Raw genomic sequence first — 18403 nt, 5'->3', positions numbered from 1 at the left:
CTTACTTCTTCTCCGACGGCGGGAACATCCCGTCCCACCATTCCTTGGCGGACGCCTTGATGATGCCGGTTGCGTCCGGATCGCGGTTAATCAGGGCGGACAGGTAGGCCTTGGCCTGCTTGGCCGAAATGTGCGGCGGCAGCGGCGGAACGTCGGGGTCGGTGACCATTTCGATGACCGTTGGCACGGAGGAGGTGAGCGCAAAGTCCCAGGCCCTGCCGATGTCCTCCGGCCGGTCCACCCGCATGCCGCGCAGGCCGATCAGATCGGCGTAGGCCGCGTACGGAAAGTCAGGCACATTCTGTGAAGTCGCGAATTTCGGGTCCCCCTGCATGGCGCGTTGTTCCCAGGTCACCTGGTTGAGGTCGCCGTTGTTCAAGACCATGACCGTCAGGCGCGGGTCTTTCCATTCACGCCATACCTTCGAGATCGTGATCAGTCCGCTGATGCCGTTCATCTGCATTGCGCCGTCGCCAAGCAGTGCAATCACCGGGCGATCAGGATGCGCATACTTGGCGGCGATGGCATAGGGCACTGCCGGCCCCATGGTCGCCAGACCGCCGGACAGCGACGCCATCATGCCGCGCCGGATCTTCAGGTCGCGCGCGTACCAGTTCGCGGCGGAACCTGAGTCGCAGGTGAGGATGCAGCCGTCGGGCAGGCGCGGCGACAGTTCCCAGAATACGCGCTGCGGGTTGATCGGCTTGGCGTCGTTCATCGCGCGCGCTTCCAGTACCCGCCACCAGCGGTCGACATTCTGCATGATGTCCTGCTGCCAGGAACGGTCCGTCTTGCGCACCAGGCGTGGAATCAGTTCGCGCAGCGTTGCGCGGGCGTCGCCGACGAGCCCCATTGCCATCGGATAGCGCAGGTTTAACATGCGCCCGTCAATGTCGATCTGGACGCCGGCCGCCTGGCCTTCCTTCGGCAGAAATTCGGAATAGGGGAAGGACGAGCCGATCATCAGGAGCGTGTCGCAGTCGTTCATCATGTCCCAGCTCGGCTTGGTGCCGAGCAAGCCGATGGACCCGGTCACGAAGGGCAGGTCGTCGGGCACTGCCGCCTTGCCGAGCAGGGCTTTGGCAATGCCCGCGCCGAGCAGGTCGGCGGCCTGAAGCACCTCGTCGGTCGCATGCAGCGCACCAGCGCCGGCCAGGATCGCGACTTTCTTGCCCGCGTTGAGGATATCGGCCGCGCGGGCCAGGTCCGGTGCGGGCGGGACGATGGCGGAAGCGGAATATCCCATTCCGCTGTGCACCGTGCCGTGCTCCCGCGGCGGGACAGGAACTGCCGGCAGTTCCTGTACGTCGTTGGGGATGATGATGCAGGTCACCGTGCGCTGGTCGCGCGCGATGCGGATAGCGCGATCGACGAGGTGGCGCATCTGTTCGGGCGTGGTGGCCATGTGCACGAACTCATGTGCGACATCCTTGAACAGCGACATCAGGTCGACTTCCTGCTGGTAGTCGCCGCCGAGGGCCGCACGCTTCTGCTGTCCGACAATGGCGACCACGGGTTGGTGGTCAAGCTTGGCGTCGTACAAGCCGTTGAGCAGATGGATTGCTCCCGGGCCGGACGTGGCGAGGCAGACGCCAACGTCCCCGGTAAACTTTGCATGCGCGCAAGCCATGAAGGCCGCCAGCTCCTCGTGCCTTGCCTGCACGAACTGCATCTTGTCGCCCACGCGCCCGAACGCGCCCATGATGCCGTTGATGCCATCCCCCGGATAGCCGTAGATGCGGTGCACTCCCCATTCGGAGAGGCGTTGCAGCAGGAAATCGCTCACAGTTGCAGCCATGTCTGCCTCCTCTGATTGCTGAAGCCGTTTCGGTGCAAGGCATGTGCCCGTGTAGAGTTTGAAACCGAGAATTCCGAGCGCTGGGCTGCAGAAGCTTGAGGAAGGGTGATTAGTTCGCACGCCGACCGTGAAGACCAGAAAAATGCGGCTGCAACAGTCTCCCGCCAGGTCAAGTTGCTCATCGGCTGCTTTGGCCGCCGGCGACAATCCGGCAGTTATATCGCCGTTCATTGATCCGATTTGTAACTGTTTTTACAAACTCGTGTAAATAATATTTGTCCAAATATAGTTGGCGGGCGCTTGTTTCCTGGCATCGACCACATACCGGGGAGAGCGGCATTGCGTCCGGTTCGGCGCCATCCGCACAGCGGGTTTCGAGGTACAAGGAGACATGAATGGAATCGGGTCATTCAAGGAGTATTCGATGGGTATCTTGCAAAGCACAGAAGCGCTCCGGGACTTTTCGGTTGTTGCGGCGGACGGCCGCCTCGGATATGTCGCGGATGCCTGTTTCGACGAGCGACATTGGACCATCCGCCATCTTCTCGTCAATACGGAAAGCACGCTTCCCTTTCGGAAAGTGCTCATCTCGCCCTCATCCCTTTTTGCGGCTGACTGGGAGCACCGCACACTTTTCCTCGGGCTGACCACGCAACAGGCCTGGAGCGGTACCGCGATCGAAGCGGTGGGGCAGGCGGCGACATCCTGCCATATGCAACATGAACGGCAATTGCGCTGGTGCGGGGATGTGGCCGGCTGCGACATCCTGACAAAGGACGACGAGCCGGTTGGGCATATCGATGATCTCCTGTTTGACGAGGAGCACTGGAAGATCGTGTCGATGGTCGTGGAGACAAGGAACTGGTGGCCGGGAAGGCGGATCGCGATTCCGCCGCGCCGGATCGTGCGCGCGAGCTGGCCGGCGATGATCGTCGTCGTCGATGTAACGCGCGGGCAGTTCGAACCGGAGGACGGTGAGGATGCCGATGGCCGAATCGCGGCAAGAAGCCCCCGCACCTATCCGCGCGGTCGTCGACCTCCCCAGAAAACCACACCGGGTACGCAATTTGCGGTACGGAGTCAGTGACGCGTGCCGGCGTACGCGCGGCGAATCCGTACTTGGACGAGAAGGAGCAGATAATGGACAGGGCACCCGAATCATTGATCGGAGAAATGAGCGTGATGGACGGATCGGGCCACCGGCAAGTGACGTGGAACCGGGATAATCCTGTTGAGATCGCCGCGGCGAAGGCGGTTTTCAATGATCTGATTGCGCGTGGATACAGCGCGTTCGGCGCGAAGACGAAAGCCGCGCCAAGGCATGCCACTCCGGTGTTCGATCCGGATGCCGCTGCGCTGGTCATGGTGCCGCGGATAGTGGGAGGTTGATGTGTTCGTACTCGGGCAATTTTCCTCCACGAGCGGTTTGCGGGAAAAGGCTCGCACTCTCTCCCGGGGTTGGAACAAGGTGTGGAGGCACATCACGGCGATCAGGCGGGTTGACGCGACTGCCGGGCAAGAGGCGGAGCGGCAGCGGAAGGCCGCGAAGCGAAGCGAGCGGCGCGCGCTCGTTTTTCTGGCGAGGCAACTGAATGAGGTGCAACGCAGTGAATTCCGCACGTTCAGGTATTTTCATGTCACGGGTGGAAAAAGCGGCGATCGTTATCTCATCCGGCCGGACAAGGCCGCCAACATCGACGTTCTCCTCGCGGACGGCAGGACGAAGCACCGCTTGTGCGCCAGCCCGGTCGGCGTCCCCTTGTATGCAATGATGGCGGCGCAACTGCTGTACTTGCAGGACCCGGAAAGCGAGCAGCGTTTTCTTCGGCGCGCGAAGGTGCACCCGGACCCGACCGTGTTTCCGGGGCTGCCGGGAATTATCCAGTGAAAAATCCAGCTCACTTGTCTGGTCGGGAGAAGAACGCGTCGCCGCCCAACATCTCCATCGGCAGCGGAAAGACGATCGTCGATGACCTGTCACCGGCGATGGTGGAAAGTGTTTGCAGGTAGCGCAGCTGCATGGCCCCGGGCTGCCGGCCCAGTACCTCTGCCGCCTGCATGAGCTTCTCGGAGGCCTGCAACTCGCCCTCGGCATGAATGACCTTGGCGCGTCGCTCGCGTTCGGCTTCCGCCTGCCGCGCAATCGCGCGTACCATGGATTCGTCGAGGTCGACATGCTTGATCTCCACATTCGCCACCTTGATACCCCACGCATCTGTTTGCACATCCAACACTTGCTGGATGTCCAGGTTCAGCCGCTCGCGCTCCGCCAGCATGTCATCCAGTTCGTGCTTGCCCAGCACGGCACGCAGCGTGGTCTGCGCCAGCTGGCTGGTCGCCTCGAAGAAGTTGGCGACCTGGATAATCGCCTTTTCGGGCTCGACCACGCGGAAGTAGAGAACAGCGTTGACCTTCACCGAGACGTTATCGCGCGAAATGACGTCCTGGGTCGGCACGTCGAGCACGATGGTGCGCAGATCCACGCGCACCATCTGCTGCAACACGGGAATGATAATGATGAGGCCAGGCCCCTTGACGCCCCAGAACCGGCCCAGCTGGAACACCACCCCGCGTTCATACTCTCGCAGGATGCGGATGGAGGCGGCGAGCAATGCGAGCAGCAAGAAGAGCAGGGCACCGATACCGAAGCTGAAATCGAAAAACATCATCGTTCATTCTCCACGTTCAGGATTTCCTGCCGGGACGACGCGCAAGGTGAGTCCGTCGCGCGCGGCGATGCGCACCTTCTGCCCTTGCCTCAACGGGGTTTCACTGGTGGCGCGCCACAGTTCCCCGCTGGCGAAAACCCAAACTTCGCGTTGTCCGGCCTCGCGCACTTCGGCAATGCCGCCGATCAGTCCGTTGCGGACCGCCCGACGGCGAGTCTTCAACGCCACAGCAACCGTTCCCGCGACCAGCACCGCACCTAGCATGGCGATGGTGCCAATGACGCCAAACGGAATGCCGTAGCCCGGAAGTTCCGTATCGATCAGGATGACCGCGCCGGCCACAAAAGCCGCGACGCCGCCCAGCCCAAGCGCACCGAAACTCGGCACGAAGGCTTCCGCAGCCATGAATGCCATTCCGAGCACGATCAATGCCAGTCCCGCATAATTCACAGGCAACAGTTGTAATGCATAGAGCGCAAGCAGCAGGCAGATTGCGCCGATGACGCCCGGGACGCCCAAGCCCGGGCTCATGAATTCGAAGATGAGACCGTAGAGTCCGATTGTCATCAGCAACAGCGCGACACTGGGATTGGTGATGGTGCCGAGCAAGCGTGTGCGCCAGTCAGGTGCGGAGTCGACGACCGATGCACCTTTCGTTTGCAGCGTCCGCTGCTGTCCCAGGACGTTTACCTTCCTGCCGTCAAGCTGCACGAGGAGCGCCGGAACGTCGGCTGCGATCAGGTCAATGACATGCATCTTCAACGCCTCCTGGGCCGGCAGGCTCACTGCGTCGCGTACTGCACGCTCTGCCCAGTCGACGTTGCGCCCCCGCATCTGCGCCAGTCCACGCAGGTACGCGACGGCATCATTGACCTGCTTGCGAGTCATCGGCGTCGTGTCGGCCTTGTCGACGGGATCCTTGCCGGAAGCGCTGCCCGGCTGTTCATCCTTTCCACCCGGCGGCCGTTGTCCGCGCTCCGGCTCAGAGGGCGAGATACCGAGCTGAACCGGCGTCGCCGCCCCGATATTCGTTCCCGGCGCCATCGCCGCGACGTGGCTCGCATAGAGGATATAGGTCCCTGCGCTCGCCGCACGTGCACCGGATGGAGCCACATACCCCGCGACGGGCACCGGTGAAGCAAGGATTGCCTTGATCATCAGGCGCATCGACGTATCAAGGCCCCCTGGCGTGTCCATTTTCAATATCACGAGCTGGCTGCCGGAATTCGCCGCGCGCTTGATTCCGCGAACAACATAGTCAGCATGGGCGGGCCCGATAGCGCCATCCACGGTAAGCAGGGCGATCGGGGCCGATACCTTATCCTGCGCGACGGAGTGTACGGCGGCGCCCCATGCGAGCAGCGCACATACGCTGGCGAGGATGGTCGTGACGATTGGTCCCGGTCGCCAGAATGCGCCGACACGGGAGGCTTGACGGAGGGGGGACATAGGCTGCAATGACGCATGAATCGCACCAGCCGTTTCCGTGCTTGCGCTAGCCTGGCCCGCCTCTTGCCTTCATGTCTCTGGGCCTTTGTACGGAGAAACGTGTTGGAGCGCTCGATGCTAACCACCCAGACACTTGGCGATAGGCTTGAATCCACGGCGCACCCGCCGTTCCCGATGACCAAGGTGCGCGCAATCCTGCTCGGATTCCTCTTCGTCACGGTGATCGGGGCGCTCGATCTCGCTGCGGGGTTCCGTATCAGCCTGTTTGTGCTGAACATCATCCCGGTGATGTTTGTCACCTGGTTCGCCTCGCCGCGCTGGGGGGTGTTCTTTGCCGTGCTGATGAGCGTCGTGTCGCTGACGACCGACATCTGGCTGGCGCCATCGGCGCAAATCTTCGCGCACTATCGCTATCTTGATATTGGCAGCGACTTCGCTGCGACCCTGTTGCTGGTATACATGCAGCATCGACTCAGGAAGGCTTATGACCAGGCAATGCATTCCTCGCGGACGGATGCGCTCACCGGTTGTCTGAACAAGAGCGGTTTCGTTGAAGAACTGGTGGTTGAAATCGAACGGAGCAAGCGCTACGGGCATCCGATGTCGCTCATCTATGTCGACTGCGATAATTTCAAGACAGTCAACGACACCCTGGGCCATCAGGCCGGCGACGCCGTGCTCGCCGACATTGGGCGCGTATTGCGCAAACGAATCCGAAGCGTCGACAGTGCCGGTCGGCTTGGGGGAGATGAGTTTGCGGTACTGCTGCGCGAAAGCAGTGCGGAAGCGGCGCTCAGCCTTGCGCAGCAAATCAAGCTGGCGTTGGACCGTGGCATGCATGCACATCAGCGGCCGGTGAGTTTCAGCATCGGCGCCGCCGCATTCGACAAACCGCCGCACAATGCCGATGCGGCATTGAAGGCAGCCGACGCGGTCATGTACGAGGTAAAGAAACATGGCAAGGATGACGTCCGGGTCCGGCGCTGCTGACCGCGGCGCACCTACCCTGGACCGACATGTTCTCCGATGACGAGGCGGGTGTCGCTCAGATAGCCGTATTCCGGCACCTCCAGGTTGAGCGGCGCGGGAACGTTCTTGAATACACGGCCAGAGAGGTCGAACTTGGAGCCGTGGCACGGGCAATAGAACCCGCCAGGCCCATCGGCGCCTGTGGCGGTGGCGACGTCTTCGGGCCGGTACACGGGGATGCATCCGAGATGCGTGCAAATGCCGACCGCGACGAAGTAGGGCGGTCGGATGGCGCGCGCCGGGTTCGAGCAGTAGGGCGGCTGCTGTGGCTGAGACGATTGAGGATCGGCCAGTAGCGCATCATGATCCCCGAGCCTTGCCAGCATGCCTTCCGTCCTGTGCACGATCCAGATCGGCTTTCCGCGCCATTCAACTGTTCGGATATCCCCCGGCGAGAGGCCGGAAAGGTCGACCTCTACGGGAGCTCCCGCTGCTCGGGCTGCGGCGCTTGGTTGCATGCTCGCGATAAAGGGCACGGATGCTGCCGCCAGGCCGACACCGCCCGCGGTGCTTGTAGCCGCGAGAAGGATCCTGCGGCGATGCTTGTCGACTGTCATCGCTCCTCCTGTTCTCCAGTTGCCAAGACGCGAAGCGAGTCGCGTCCAATCCGCATTGAACTGATCGTCATGGAGCCTGCTGCAGGTTTCGTACCGACTGCAGCCCTGATCTCGTTCACGGGACCCTGCTTGCGAGGCAAACGGTGCCAATTGCTTTTGATTTAACGCGCTATTCCGTGTGCGGAGGCGCTTCCGCAAGTGGGTCTGCAACTTGCATCGCCCCGAGCTGGGCGAGCAAAGGAGATCATTTATGCGCGTGTACTCGTGTTTACTGGCGGCGGCACTGCTGTCCGCTTGCGCCTCCGACGTTGCCATGTTGCGTCCTGCCCCTGAAGCGACGCGTGCTGATACAACGGGCGCGGCCCAGTCTGCTGTCGGTGAATCGGGTGGGGTGCGTGTGCTCGCAACGGCGCGCGCGTGGCCGGGGCGCGTCCCGGTCGAGGATGTGATCACGCCGCTTCGACTCCGGATAGACAACAACAGCAGTCGGCCCGTGCTGGTGCGCTACGATCGGATCATGCTTGCCGGAGCTTCGGGAAAAGGCTATGCGGCACTGCCACCGTACGAGATCGACGCGACCGTGTCGGTGCCTCGATTGACACCCGGGCATCCCGTGATCGTCGAACCAGGCTTCGTCGCACATGGTTTCGCTGTGTCGCCGCTGTACGCACCTGTCTATCCCGGCTACTCGACGATCGGCGGCCCCTACGCATTCGACCCGATGTACTACAGCAGCCATGGTCGCTACTGGCGGAATGTTCCCGTCACGCTGCCGACGCGGGAAATGCTGCGTCTGGCGCTGCCCGAAGGGAGGATTGCTCCCGGCGGCGGCGCTGACGGCTTCGTCTATTTCGAGAAGGTCGCGAAGGATGCGCAACGTGTACGGTTGCGCGTCGAAATCCTCGATGCCGACAAGGGGAGCCGGATAGGCATAGTCGAGATTCCCTTTATTGTGACCGCCGGCTAGTTGCCGGCAGTATCCTTGAGGACCGCCGTCGCGCTACCGTATTCGACGGTGGTGTTCCCTTGTTCAGCCACCTGCAGCAACGACTTTCGGACGTTGCCAACCTGCATTGGAAAGTTATTCAAAAAACATTACAAAAGCGTGTAAATAGTATTTGACCAAATATACTTCCTATCTGCGATTTGCCGGCTGGCTTTTTCCATTCAAGGCCGAAGCGACGCCATGGAGGCGACGCGGTGCAAGTCTCAATGGATCCGGGCACTGCTTTTGCATCCATCAGGGATACTGCGGCATCCACATCCTTGTTCCGATCTCATTGCCGTCATCAAGGCGACGGAAGTTTGTCGGCATGCCGCAGTCCCTTCCTGCGCTCACACTGCTACCCGCAGGGCGGGACGAGGAAGGCCGGCAGCGTTTCCCAGACGATCCCCAATATCGACAGCAGGCCCAGCCCGAGCGTCGCCCGCTGCTCGAACAAAGAGTACTTCCTGGCACGTTGACCGGTTACAAGGACAGTGGCAATTGCTGCGACCGCGGCGGCCGTCAACGCTGAAATTCCCCATTGCGTCACCCCTTTCCCCAACCATTCCACGCCCGCGAACCCGCGCGCGCAGGCGAGGGCAGCCAGGCTATAGACCGACAGGAAATGGCATGCCCAGACCAGTGGACCGGAGAATATCAGGAGGAAAGTGCGTGTAAAGGAGGAAATCCCCATGGCAGTCATCCGATCAAGCGTGGAAAGATGTGCACCAGCGCGAGGCCGATCACGCCCTGGACCGTGGTGTAGTGCCAGAGCAGCATGGTGTTGTCGAAAGTGACGCGCCGGTTCGCGTCCAGCAGGCCGAAGGCTGACCGTGCAACCGTGTAGAGACCCATGATGACGAGGATGGCGACGAACAAGCCTTGCAGGGCCTGGATGGTGTAGACGGCGGCGGCGTAGGCATTGTCTTCCGGGCGCAAGCCGGTCTGCCACTGGCCCATGAAATCGAGCAGGAGAGCGCCGCACAGCAGGACGATGGCGACGGGCAATGCTATTTGCACGGCTTTTCCATTGCCCTCATGCAGCCGGCGGTTGGCCCATGCAACGAGAACGCTTGCGACAAGGAGCAGGCCGGTCGATGCAAGCGGCCATCCCATTGTCGGCAACAAGGTCGGGTCAGGCCAGATCTCCGGAGAAACGGTCCACAGGAACAGATAGGAGAACAGCATCGAGCCGAATATCGAGCCCGACACCAGGATCAGCACGACCATCGCCCACCAGGAATGCGACGATGGACCGGCCATGTAGACCGGGAGGTGCTGGCCGCCGATGTCGACTGGCGGATGGGATGGGCCGGGGTCGGTGGTCCAGAGCCAGCGCAGCACCATAACAATCGCGACCACGCCGCAGATCACGGCCGGCACCACCAGCTTGACCGTCAGCAGCAGGAAGAAGCCGGCCGTGCCGAAGGCCGCCAGCACCGGCGGCCAGCTCGGGCCGGGCATTTGCAGCACGTATTGCGGTCGGGCATCCAGCGGACTGGTGACGATGGTTTCCCGGCCGCCGGTCGGCGCATTGGGCAGGTAGTAGCGCCCGGCGTCAACCTCTTCTCCGAGACCGGGCTGGTCCCACAGGGGCTCCGCGCTGGACACGATCGGAATGCTGCGCGTCCCGTAGTTGTCGTTCGGCAGCCATTCCAGCGTGCCGGCGTCCCACACATTGCCCGCGTTCTGCCCCCCGGTGGGACGAAAGTTTCGGGCGAGATCGACAAGAAAGACCAGGACCCCGGCCGCAATGATGAAGGCGCCGATGGTCGAGACCATGTTGAGCGGGCCCCAGCCGAGATATTCCGCATAGGTATAGACGCGGCGCGGCATGCCGGCGAGGCCGGTTATGTGCATCGGGAAGAATGCGACATTGAAGCCGACGAACATGAGGCCGCAAGCCCATCGCCCCAGGCGTTCCGACAAGGGCTTGGCACTGACGAACGGCGCCCAGTAATAGAACGCCGCAAACAGCGGAAACACCATGCCGCCGAACAGCACGTAGTGCAGGTGCGCGACGATGAAATAGGTGTCATGTGCCTGCCAGTCGAAGGGCACGACTGCCACCATCACGCCGGTCAGGCCGCCAAGGACGAAAATGAAAAGAAATCCGAGCAGGAACAGCATCGGCACTTTCCACTGGATCTTTCGAGCAGCTGCCAGGGTGGCGATCCAGGCGAAGACCTGGATGCCGCTGGGCACCGTGACCGCCATGCTCGCCGCCGTGAAGAAGCTGAGTGACAGCTGCGGGATGCCTGTCGCGAACATGTGGTGTACCCACAAGCCGAAGCTGAGGAAACCGGTGCCGATCAGCGCCAGTACGACCAGCCGGTGTCCGACCAGCGGCGTGCGTGTCATGGCAGGGACGATCATCGAGACCATGGCCGCGGCCGGCAGGAAAATGATGTAGACCTCCGGATGTCCGAAGAACCAGAACAGGTGCTGCCACAGCAGCGGGTCGCCGCCCTTGGCGGCGATGAAGAAGGGCCAATGAAAGCTGCGCTCCAGTTCCAGCAGGATGGTTCCCAGGATGACCGCGGGAAAAGCGAAGATGATCATGCCGGCGAATACCAGCATGCCCCAGCCATAGACCGGAATTTTGTCCAGTGTCATCCCCGGCGCCCGCGTGCGCAGCACGCCGACCACGATCTCGATCGCGCCGGCGATGGCGGAAATCTCGATGAAGCCGATGCCCAGCAGCCAGAAATCGGCGTTATGCCCCGGGGAATATTCGTAACTGGTCAGCGGCGGGTACATGAACCAGCCGCCGTCCGGCGCCAGTCCCATGAACAGGCTGCAAAAGAACACCAGGCCGCCCACCGCGTACGCCCAGTAAGCATAGGCCGACAGCCTCGGAAACGGCAGGTCACGCGCGGCCAGCATATTTGGCAGCAGCAGCACACCCATCGCTTCGACGGCCGGCACGGCAAACAGGAACATCATGACGGTGCCGTGCATCGTGAACAGCTGGTTGTACAACTGGTGGCCGATCAGGTCGTTGTCCGGCACCGCGAGCTGGCTGCGCATGAGCAGCGCAAGCACGCCGGCCAGCAGGAAAAACAGGAAGGCCGTGCCTACGTACAGCAAGCCGATGTACGTATTGTTAACGACCGTGATGAAACGCCAGCCGGAGGGGGGCTGCCAGATTTTCTTGAGCTGGTCGAGCTCCGCTTCCGGCCGCGGCGCCGGGTTGGGGAAGGGCGGTTTGGTCTTGGCGTCCATCAGCGCATCCGGTAAAGGAGAAACAGGCCGGCGACATACACGATCAGCGTGGCAAGCGAGTCGAGGCCCATGCGGGCAACCGTCAGGTTGCGCCGCTCTATCAATCCGACCAGATACGTTGTGGTGAGCAGGATGCCGATCAGCGATACGAACAGGGAAAAATTGCCGACCTCGTTGAGCACCGGGCCGCCGGGATACACGGCATCGACCAGGAAGATCAATGCGACATTGAACAGGTTCGTGCCGAGGATGTCGGAAATGGCCATTTCATACTGGCGCAATCGCATCGCGGAAACGACGGTGCTGATCTCCGGCAGCGACGTGGCCAGGCCGAGCAGCACCGCGCCGACGAAGCTCTGTCCCAATCCGGTCTGCTCCGCGATCGCGTCGCCGGTCTGGCTGAGGAGAAAACCGGCGGCGAGGATGAATGCTGCTGCGACCACGGTTTTCCCGACCAGCCTTCGCATGGAAATGTTCTTCTGCGAATCGCTCGCCGGCGTGCCGCCGCTCCGCGGCGGGCTGTCCACGGAAGGCCGCCACGGCTGGCGTCCTTCCGCCTTCGACAGCATCCAGATGGTGCATAGGTAAAGCGCAAGAATGCACCAGCTCCAGGCACCGATTCCCAGGATCGGCGTGTCCCGGACCACAATCGCAACGGCCACTACCGTCAGGACGAGAATGCTCAGCGCTCCCTGCAGCAGCAGCGCCGGGGAAGAGACGACCACGGTGAGCGCATCCTTGCCGATGATGGCATCGCTCGCCGCGAGGACGGCCTTCTGCATCGCGACGCCCCCGAGCAGGTTGTTGACGGAAAGCACAGGGTTGCCAGTGAACGCGGAAAAGAGTGCGACCGCGATTTCCGGCAGCGAGGTAATGCCACCCAACAGGACAAGTCCGACCGCCATATGCCCAACTCCGGTCTTATGGGCAATGTCGTCCGCATAATGCGCCACCCCGGTTCCCGCCAGCCAGACGATGGCAGCCGACGAGGCGAAGATTGCGAAATTGCCCCAGAGCGGAAACTGGCCGAAATCGGGTAGCTGCATTGCTTGTTTCCTTGTCGCTATTGCAGGCTTTCCATGTAGGCGGCAATGGCGCGCAAGTCATCCGGCGAGAGTCGGTCGAATGAGGGCATGCCGTTGCCGGGCTTGATATGCTGGCTCGCAGCGATCCATCCCGCGAATGCGCCCACGCCGTTGGGCAGCGTGGCCGCCGCGATCGATAGCCGGCTTCCCGCGTGCGTCAGGTCCGGTCCCGCTGTGCCTGCGGCCGGAGTTCCCCGTACCGTGTGGCATTTGACGCAATCATTGTCGAGAAAAACCTTCTGCCCGCGTCGCGTCTGGGCTGAGTCGGGGCCCCTTGCCGGCTGCTGTTGGGCCGCCAGCCAGGCATCGAAATCTTCGGGAGGCATGACGGCCACATCGAAGGCCATGTTGGCGTGCTGCGCGCCGCAGTACTCCGCGCACTGGCCGCGAAAAATTCCCGGGGTCGATACGAACAGCCGCTGCCGGTTGACATGGCCGGGAATCATGTCCGTCTTGCCTGCGAGGTTAGGCACCCAGAAGCTGTGAATCACGTCGGCCGTGGTCAGCTCGAGCTCGACGAGGCGTCCTGCGGGCATGCGGATTTCGTTAGCCGTTTCCATGACCGGTTTTCCGGATGCATCCAGATAGCGCACGCGCCACCACCATGTCTCTCCGACAACCTCGATGCGCAGGTCCGGCGCCTCGCTTGCCCGGACCAGCGAGGCCGACACGATCATCGCGTAGATGAGGAGTGCGGTGAGCACAATAACCGGAAAGGCTACGCCCCCGATGACGACCAGCCGCCGGCTGCGGAGCCATGTGCGCACGGATACCGGGCCGAACATTGCCAGCGACACGAGCAGCATCACACCAACGAAAATCGCTGCGCCGGCAACAAACATGACGCCGCCGATACCGGCAATGGCGATCGCGTCCTTGCCTTCCGGATGTAGCGCCGACTGGATATTCGCCCAGGCGCCGAGAGGGAAGGCGGCAAGCGTGGCAACAGGAAGCCTTCTTCGCATCGAAGGAATACCTTTCGTCAAGCGGGTAAAAGCGTGTTGCAGAGGCGCCGCCTGCATGTCCAGCGGCGGCCGGGCACAGCGGACTAGCAGATTGCGTACCACTTGCCTGGCAGGCTGGCAGGGTAATTGCACCACGGGAGAGCGGATTCCTATTGAGCCGGCACGACATTCATGTTGCGACATGCTTCCCGTATCGCATTACTTCTTGCCTGCACTGCCTGTGCAGAGCAGGCGCTTGCCCATGGAGCGGAGCAACACAACGTCGGCGCGACGATCAACGCCTGGGTCCTTATCTGTCTGCTTGCCGCTGCTGGCTGGTATGCGCTCGGCGTCGCCCGCCTGCGGCCGCGCACGCATCGGGGGGCGAGCGTATCAGGACGCCGTATCGCTTCTTTCAGCTTCGGCCTCGTCTTGCTCGGGCTTGCGCTGGCTTCTCCGCTCGATACCTTGGGCGCCGATCTGTTTTCCGCCCACATGCTGCAGCACGAGGCGATGATGCTGGGGGCAGCCCCATTGCTGGTAGCGGGCCGGCCGCTGCCGGTCTTCCTTTGGGCGTTGCCGCCAAGTGCACGGATGCGGACCGGAATCGTGCTTCGTTCCCGCGCCGTGCACCATGCATGGCGAACCCTCTCCCGGCCAATCGGCGCATGGTGGCTGCACGCCGTCGTGCTCTGGGCCTGGCACGTTCCGCGCCTGTTCCAGGCGGGCCTTGCGAACGAAGCGGTGCATGTGCTTCAGCATGCATCCTTCCTGGCGGCGGCGCTGCTGTTTTGGTCTTCCGTGGCGCGGGCCGGAGCGGGCATGGCGGTGCTATCGCTGCTGGCGACGGCCATCCACACCGGTATCCTCGGTGCACTGCTGACGTTTTCTCCGCATGTGTGGTATCCGGTTTACGACGGCCGGACCGATGCCTGGGGTTTGACTCTGCTGGAAGACCAGCAGCTTGGCGGGCTGATCATGTGGGTGCCAGCGGGCTTCCTCTTGGTCTTTGCCGGCGTGGCCGCCGCTGCAAGAGCGCTCGGACAGGACCGGGAGCGCGCGGCATGAAGGAACTTGTCCTTGGCGTGTGCCTGGTGCTCGGCATCGGCGCTTGCAGCGAGCGCCCGGTCGTGCCAATGCTTGGCGCCGACGCAGACCGGGGAAAGGACGCCATCCGGCGCCATGGCTGCGTCGCCTGTCATACGATTCCGGGCATCGCCGGCCCTGCAAGCAACGTGGGCCCTCCGCTGGCGCAAGTCGCGCGCCGGGCCTATCTCGGCGGCGTGGTGCCGAACCTGCCTTCCGAAATGATCCGCTGGCTCATCGATCCGCCTCAAGTCGATCCCCAGACCGCCATGCCGGCAATGGGCATCACGGAGCCGGAAGCAAGGGACATCGCGGCGTATCTGTACACCCTCGATTGAACAGGTGCCGCAGCCATGGCAATCAGAATACGGACCCTGATCATCGCGAGCCTCGTCGCTGCGGCAGCGGGCGGCACCTTCGTTTACTTGGGGATCTACAACATCGCGGCAACGGAGCAGCATACGGCGCCCGTGTACTGGCTGCTCGACTATGCGATGCGGCGGTCGGTGAAGAACTTCAGCGCCGATATCGAGCCGCCGGCTTTGTCGGAGGAAGCGCGCGTGCGAAACGGCTTCCGGATCTATAGCGAGAAATGCCAGCAGTGCCACGGCGCGCCGGGTGTCGCACCCGATGCACTTGCCTTCGGGTTGCGGCCGGCGCCGGCAAACCTGGCGGCGACGGCCAGGGAGTGGAGCGTGACCGAAATCTACTGGGTGGTCAGAAACGGCGTCAAGATGAGCGGGATGCCGGGATGGGAATACAGGCTCACCGACGACGAGATCTGGGATGTGGTCGCTTTTGTCAGGCGCCTGCCTGCATTTTCGCCAAAGGGATATGCGGAATGGGCATCTGCCGCCCCCCCGAGGAGCGAGGCAAGACTCGCGCCTGCGCCGGACGAGGCAGTGCCCTCCGCTGGCAACGCCGAGGCCGGCAAGCGAGCCATCGGGCAGTACCTGTGCGCGACATGCCACAGCATTCCGGGCGTTGTCGGGGCCAGCAAGCATGTCGGCCCGCCGCTGGAAGGCATGGCGAACCGCAAGTACATCGCCGGTGTACTGCCAAATACGCAGGAGAACATGGTCCGATGGCTGCGTGACCCGCAGCGTATCGATCCCAGGTCCGCCATGCCAGCGCTCGGTGTGACGGAAAAGGACGCGCGCAACATGGCCGCCTATCTTTCGACACTGGACTAATAATGGACACTCGCTATCCGCCGATCGAAGACTATGCCTTCATCAGCGACTGCCACTGCGCGGCGCTCATCTCGCGCAATGGATCGATCGACTGGTGCTGCATGCCGCGACTGGACGATGACAGCTGCTTCGGGCGGCTGCTGGATTGGGACAAGGGGGGGTATTGCGCAATCTGCCCGGCGGGCGCGGAATTCACCACCACCCGCCGATATCTTCCGCAAACCATGATCCTCGAAACCCGCTTCCAGGCTCAGGGCGGAGAAATCCGCCTGCTGGACTTCTTCGCTATGGACGAGGTCGAGATGGAGCACGCCCGCTACGACCATGTGCGCATCCTCGAAGGGGTGGCGGGCGAGGTCGACGTGAACGTCACGGTGTCGCCGCGTTTCGATTACGGTGAAATCGTGCCTTACATGAAATGCAGCCAGCCCGGCACCTACACGGCGACCGGCAGCAACAAGGGGTTGATCATTCGTTCCGGCTTCCCGCTGGAGGTGCATCAACACCGCGATCTGTCAGGCCGCGTCACCGTCCGGGCGGGACAGCGTATCCGCATGGTGGTCCAGTTCCAGTATCCTGAGCTGATCGACAAGACGCTGGCCGCCGGCGGCCCGGATGACGAGGAAGTCGACCGGAGTTTCGAGCGCACGCGCGACTGGTGGCGGGACTGGGCCAACCGTATGCGGCCCCCGAGCGGGGAGACGGCGGATGCGCAGACTGTGCGCTCGACGATCGTCCTGAAGGCGCTGACGTTCCAGCGGACGGGCGCGATCGCGGCGGCGGCAACGACATCGCTGCCGGAATGGCCCGGCGGCACCCGCAACTGGGACTATCGCTTCAGCTGGATCCGGGACTCGGTATTCACCGTGCGTGCACTGCATGAACTCGGCTTTACAGTAGAGGCCGACCGGTTTCACCAGTTCATCCAGCGCAGCGCTGCGGGAGATGCGGACCAAATGCAGATCATGTACGGCGTCGACGGCAAACGCCGGCTGACAGAGATCGAATTGCGCGATCTCGAGGGTTACCGGCATTCCAGGCCTGTGCGGATCGGCAACCATGCGGCAAGCCAGATGCAGCTGGATGTATATGGAGAACTGTTGGAAATGGCGTGGGAGTGGCACGTCAGCGGACATCGGACCGAGCCGGATTACTGGACTTTCCTGGTCGATGTGGTCGAGATGGTGTGCGGACGCTGGCAGCAGCCGGACCATGGCATCTGGGAAGTGCGCGGCGAGCCGGAGCACTTTGTCCACTCGAAGGCGATGTGCTGGGCGGCGCTGAACCGCGGCATCCTGCTGGCGGAGCAGAACGGGCTCGAAGCACCTGTTGTGCATTGGCGCGAGGTGCGAGACCAGGTCCGGCGGGCAATCGAGACCGAGGGTTATGACGCCCGGCGCGGCATCTTCGTCCAGTCGTTCGGCAGCAGCTATCTGGACGCCGCTCTGCTGCTCCTGCCGCGCGTCGGGTTTGTGGCCTATGATGACCCGCGCATGCTGCGCACGGCCGAAGCCATCTGCGCGGAACTGGACCACCGGGGACTGCTGCGGCGGTACAACGCACCGGACGGACTTCCGGGACCGGAAGGCGCCTTCCTGCCGTGTACGTTCTGGCTGGCCGCGTGCCTGGCGTGCCAGGGCCGTCTGGAGCAGGCATGGCACTACTATCGGTCGGCCTCCGAATGCGCCAACGACCTTGGCTTGTTTTCCGAAGAATTCGACACCGGGTCCGGACGCATGCTGGGCAATTTTCCGCAGGGTCTGTCGCACGTGTCGCAGGTTACGGCCAGGCTGTCGCTGGCACAGGCCGAGCGTGGCGGCAAGGCCGCTAGGCCCCAATGTCAATAAGCGGAAGGCCGCTCTCCGGGTCAAGCTTGCGCTTCAGGTAACCAGGAGATTCAACCAGCAGGACCTCCAGCGTCGGCCGGACAATGCCATGCAGCAGGTGTCCGCCACAAGCGCTCCCGTCTCGCTTGCCGAGCACGACATGCGCGTGGATCTTCGGCCTCCCTTCATGCAGGGCTACGTCGCCGACCAGCGACAGCACCTCGACCTGCTCATCGACAGGAGTCTTCTCGTAATCCTTCTTTTCCCAATCGAAATAGCCGAGCTGCGCGGAGCGGAACGCGCCGATGGCGGTAAAACGCGCGGCTGTCAGCGCTTCGCTCTCGCAGAACGCCTGCAGGCTGGATATCGCCTCGTCGCCCGGTTCCATGACAAGCGCGTAGGTCTTCTCCTCCGCATTGTTGATGATCTTGAAGCGCATGACGCTGACCTCCAGCGAGTACCAATTCCCGGAAAGTAGCAAGAACCGCGCGCATACCCGCCGACCAGCACACCGCCGGGAATATCGCTTGCTTCTTGTTGTTATTTGGCCTGATGCA

The 18403-nt window shown here is 62.6% G+C and carries 18 protein-coding genes; 9 read left to right on the top strand and 9 right to left on the bottom strand.

The features are described from left to right. Position 1 precedes the first annotated feature (1 nt). Entirely contained in the window at positions 2-1798 is a 1797-nt protein-coding gene (locus ACNOHI_RS06055) for a thiamine pyrophosphate-requiring protein (protein WP_420473748.1), read from the bottom strand. Positions 1799-2222: 424 nt separating this feature from the next. On the opposite strand from ACNOHI_RS06055, the gene ACNOHI_RS06050 reads away from it, so the two are divergent. From ACNOHI_RS06050 to ACNOHI_RS06040, 3 genes are all read left to right on the top strand, one after another. Continuing rightward, positions 2223-2885, top strand: a complete 663-nt coding sequence (locus tag ACNOHI_RS06050; RefSeq protein ID WP_420473747.1) for a PRC-barrel domain-containing protein — start codon at positions 2223-2225, stop codon at positions 2883-2885. A gap of 32 nt (positions 2886-2917) precedes the next feature. Then, a complete protein-coding gene (locus tag ACNOHI_RS06045) occupies positions 2918-3187 on the top strand; it encodes a hypothetical protein (RefSeq protein WP_420473746.1) in 270 nt (89 codons plus the stop codon). A gap of 79 nt (positions 3188-3266) precedes the next feature. Further along, positions 3267-3686 (top strand): hypothetical protein, encoded by a 420-nt coding sequence (locus tag ACNOHI_RS06040; protein ID WP_420473745.1) that lies wholly within the window; start codon positions 3267-3269, stop codon positions 3684-3686. 10 nt (positions 3687-3696) lie between these two features. Here the strand turns inward: ACNOHI_RS06040 and ACNOHI_RS06035 are convergent, their stop codons facing one another. Beyond that, a complete protein-coding gene (locus ACNOHI_RS06035; RefSeq protein ID WP_420473826.1) occupies positions 3697-4464 on the bottom strand; it encodes a slipin family protein in 768 nt (255 codons plus the stop codon). Between the two features lie 6 nt (positions 4465-4470). Beyond that, complete coding sequence (locus tag ACNOHI_RS06030; RefSeq protein WP_420473744.1) at positions 4471-5916, bottom strand: NfeD family protein; 1446 nt, start codon at positions 5914-5916, stop codon at positions 4471-4473. A 114-nt stretch (positions 5917-6030) separates the two neighbouring features. Between ACNOHI_RS06030 and ACNOHI_RS06025 the strand changes: the two genes are divergently transcribed. Then, positions 6031-6906, top strand: coding sequence for a GGDEF domain-containing protein (locus ACNOHI_RS06025; RefSeq protein WP_420473743.1), 876 nt, complete (start codon positions 6031-6033; stop codon positions 6904-6906). Positions 6907-6917: 11 nt separating this feature from the next. Here ACNOHI_RS06025 and petA read toward each other — a convergent pair whose 3' ends face one another. Beyond that, on the bottom strand, positions 6918-7502 hold the full coding sequence (gene petA / locus ACNOHI_RS06020; protein WP_420473742.1) for a ubiquinol-cytochrome c reductase iron-sulfur subunit: 585 nt from the start codon (positions 7500-7502) through the stop codon (positions 6918-6920). Positions 7503-7758: 256 nt separating this feature from the next. Here petA and ACNOHI_RS06015 point away from each other — a divergent pair, with 256 nt between their 5' ends. Then, a complete protein-coding gene (locus ACNOHI_RS06015; RefSeq protein WP_420473741.1) occupies positions 7759-8469 on the top strand; it encodes a hypothetical protein in 711 nt (236 codons plus the stop codon). A 376-nt stretch (positions 8470-8845) separates the two neighbouring features. Here ACNOHI_RS06015 and ACNOHI_RS06010 read toward each other — a convergent pair whose 3' ends face one another. Genes ACNOHI_RS06010 through coxB form a run of 4 tightly spaced genes read right to left on the bottom strand, consistent with a single transcriptional unit; the run spans position 8846 to position 13762 of the window. Next, positions 8846-9181, bottom strand: a complete 336-nt coding sequence (locus ACNOHI_RS06010; protein ID WP_420473740.1) for a hypothetical protein — start codon at positions 9179-9181, stop codon at positions 8846-8848. A 5-nt stretch (positions 9182-9186) separates the two neighbouring features. After that, positions 9187-11712, bottom strand: coding sequence for a cbb3-type cytochrome c oxidase subunit I (locus tag ACNOHI_RS06005; RefSeq protein ID WP_420473739.1), 2526 nt, complete (start codon positions 11710-11712; stop codon positions 9187-9189). Continuing rightward, positions 11712-12758 (bottom strand): sodium:calcium antiporter, encoded by a 1047-nt coding sequence (locus tag ACNOHI_RS06000; protein ID WP_420473738.1) that lies wholly within the window; start codon positions 12756-12758, stop codon positions 11712-11714. Before ACNOHI_RS06000 ends, ACNOHI_RS06005 begins: the two co-directional genes overlap by 1 nt. A gap of 17 nt (positions 12759-12775) precedes the next feature. After that, entirely contained in the window at positions 12776-13762 is a 987-nt protein-coding gene (gene coxB, locus ACNOHI_RS05995) for a cytochrome c oxidase subunit II (RefSeq protein ID WP_420473737.1), read from the bottom strand. A gap of 171 nt (positions 13763-13933) precedes the next feature. Between coxB and ACNOHI_RS05990 the strand changes: the two genes are divergently transcribed. From ACNOHI_RS05990 to ACNOHI_RS05975, 4 genes are read left to right on the top strand one after another with little or no spacing between them, the layout of a single operon-like run. Further along, complete coding sequence (locus ACNOHI_RS05990; RefSeq protein ID WP_420473736.1) at positions 13934-14809, top strand: cytochrome c oxidase assembly protein; 876 nt, start codon at positions 13934-13936, stop codon at positions 14807-14809. Then, positions 14806-15165: a c-type cytochrome gene (locus ACNOHI_RS05985; protein WP_420473735.1), complete on the top strand. Its 360-nt coding sequence runs from the start codon at positions 14806-14808 to the stop codon at positions 15163-15165. Before ACNOHI_RS05990 ends, ACNOHI_RS05985 begins: the two co-directional genes overlap by 4 nt. Before the next feature lie 15 nt (positions 15166-15180). After that, complete coding sequence (locus ACNOHI_RS05980) at positions 15181-16020, top strand: c-type cytochrome (RefSeq protein WP_420473734.1); 840 nt, start codon at positions 15181-15183, stop codon at positions 16018-16020. Between the two features lie 2 nt (positions 16021-16022). Further along, the gene (locus ACNOHI_RS05975; protein WP_420473733.1) at positions 16023-17867 is read left to right on the top strand and encodes a glycoside hydrolase family 15 protein; all 1845 of its coding nucleotides are present in this window, start codon (positions 16023-16025) and stop codon (positions 17865-17867) included. Here the strand turns inward: ACNOHI_RS05975 and ACNOHI_RS05970 are convergent. After that, on the bottom strand, positions 17848-18285 hold the full coding sequence (locus ACNOHI_RS05970; RefSeq protein WP_420473732.1) for a PPC domain-containing DNA-binding protein: 438 nt from the start codon (positions 18283-18285) through the stop codon (positions 17848-17850). The genes ACNOHI_RS05975 and ACNOHI_RS05970 overlap by 20 nt on opposite strands. Between the last annotated feature and the right edge of the window lie 118 nt (positions 18286-18403).

The sequence above is a fragment of the Noviherbaspirillum sp. ST9 genome (assembly GCF_048799745.1).
In the GTDB taxonomy this organism is placed as follows: domain Bacteria; phylum Pseudomonadota; class Gammaproteobacteria; order Burkholderiales; family Burkholderiaceae_D; genus Noviherbaspirillum.
This window is presented reverse-complemented; position numbering and strand designations above follow the sequence as displayed.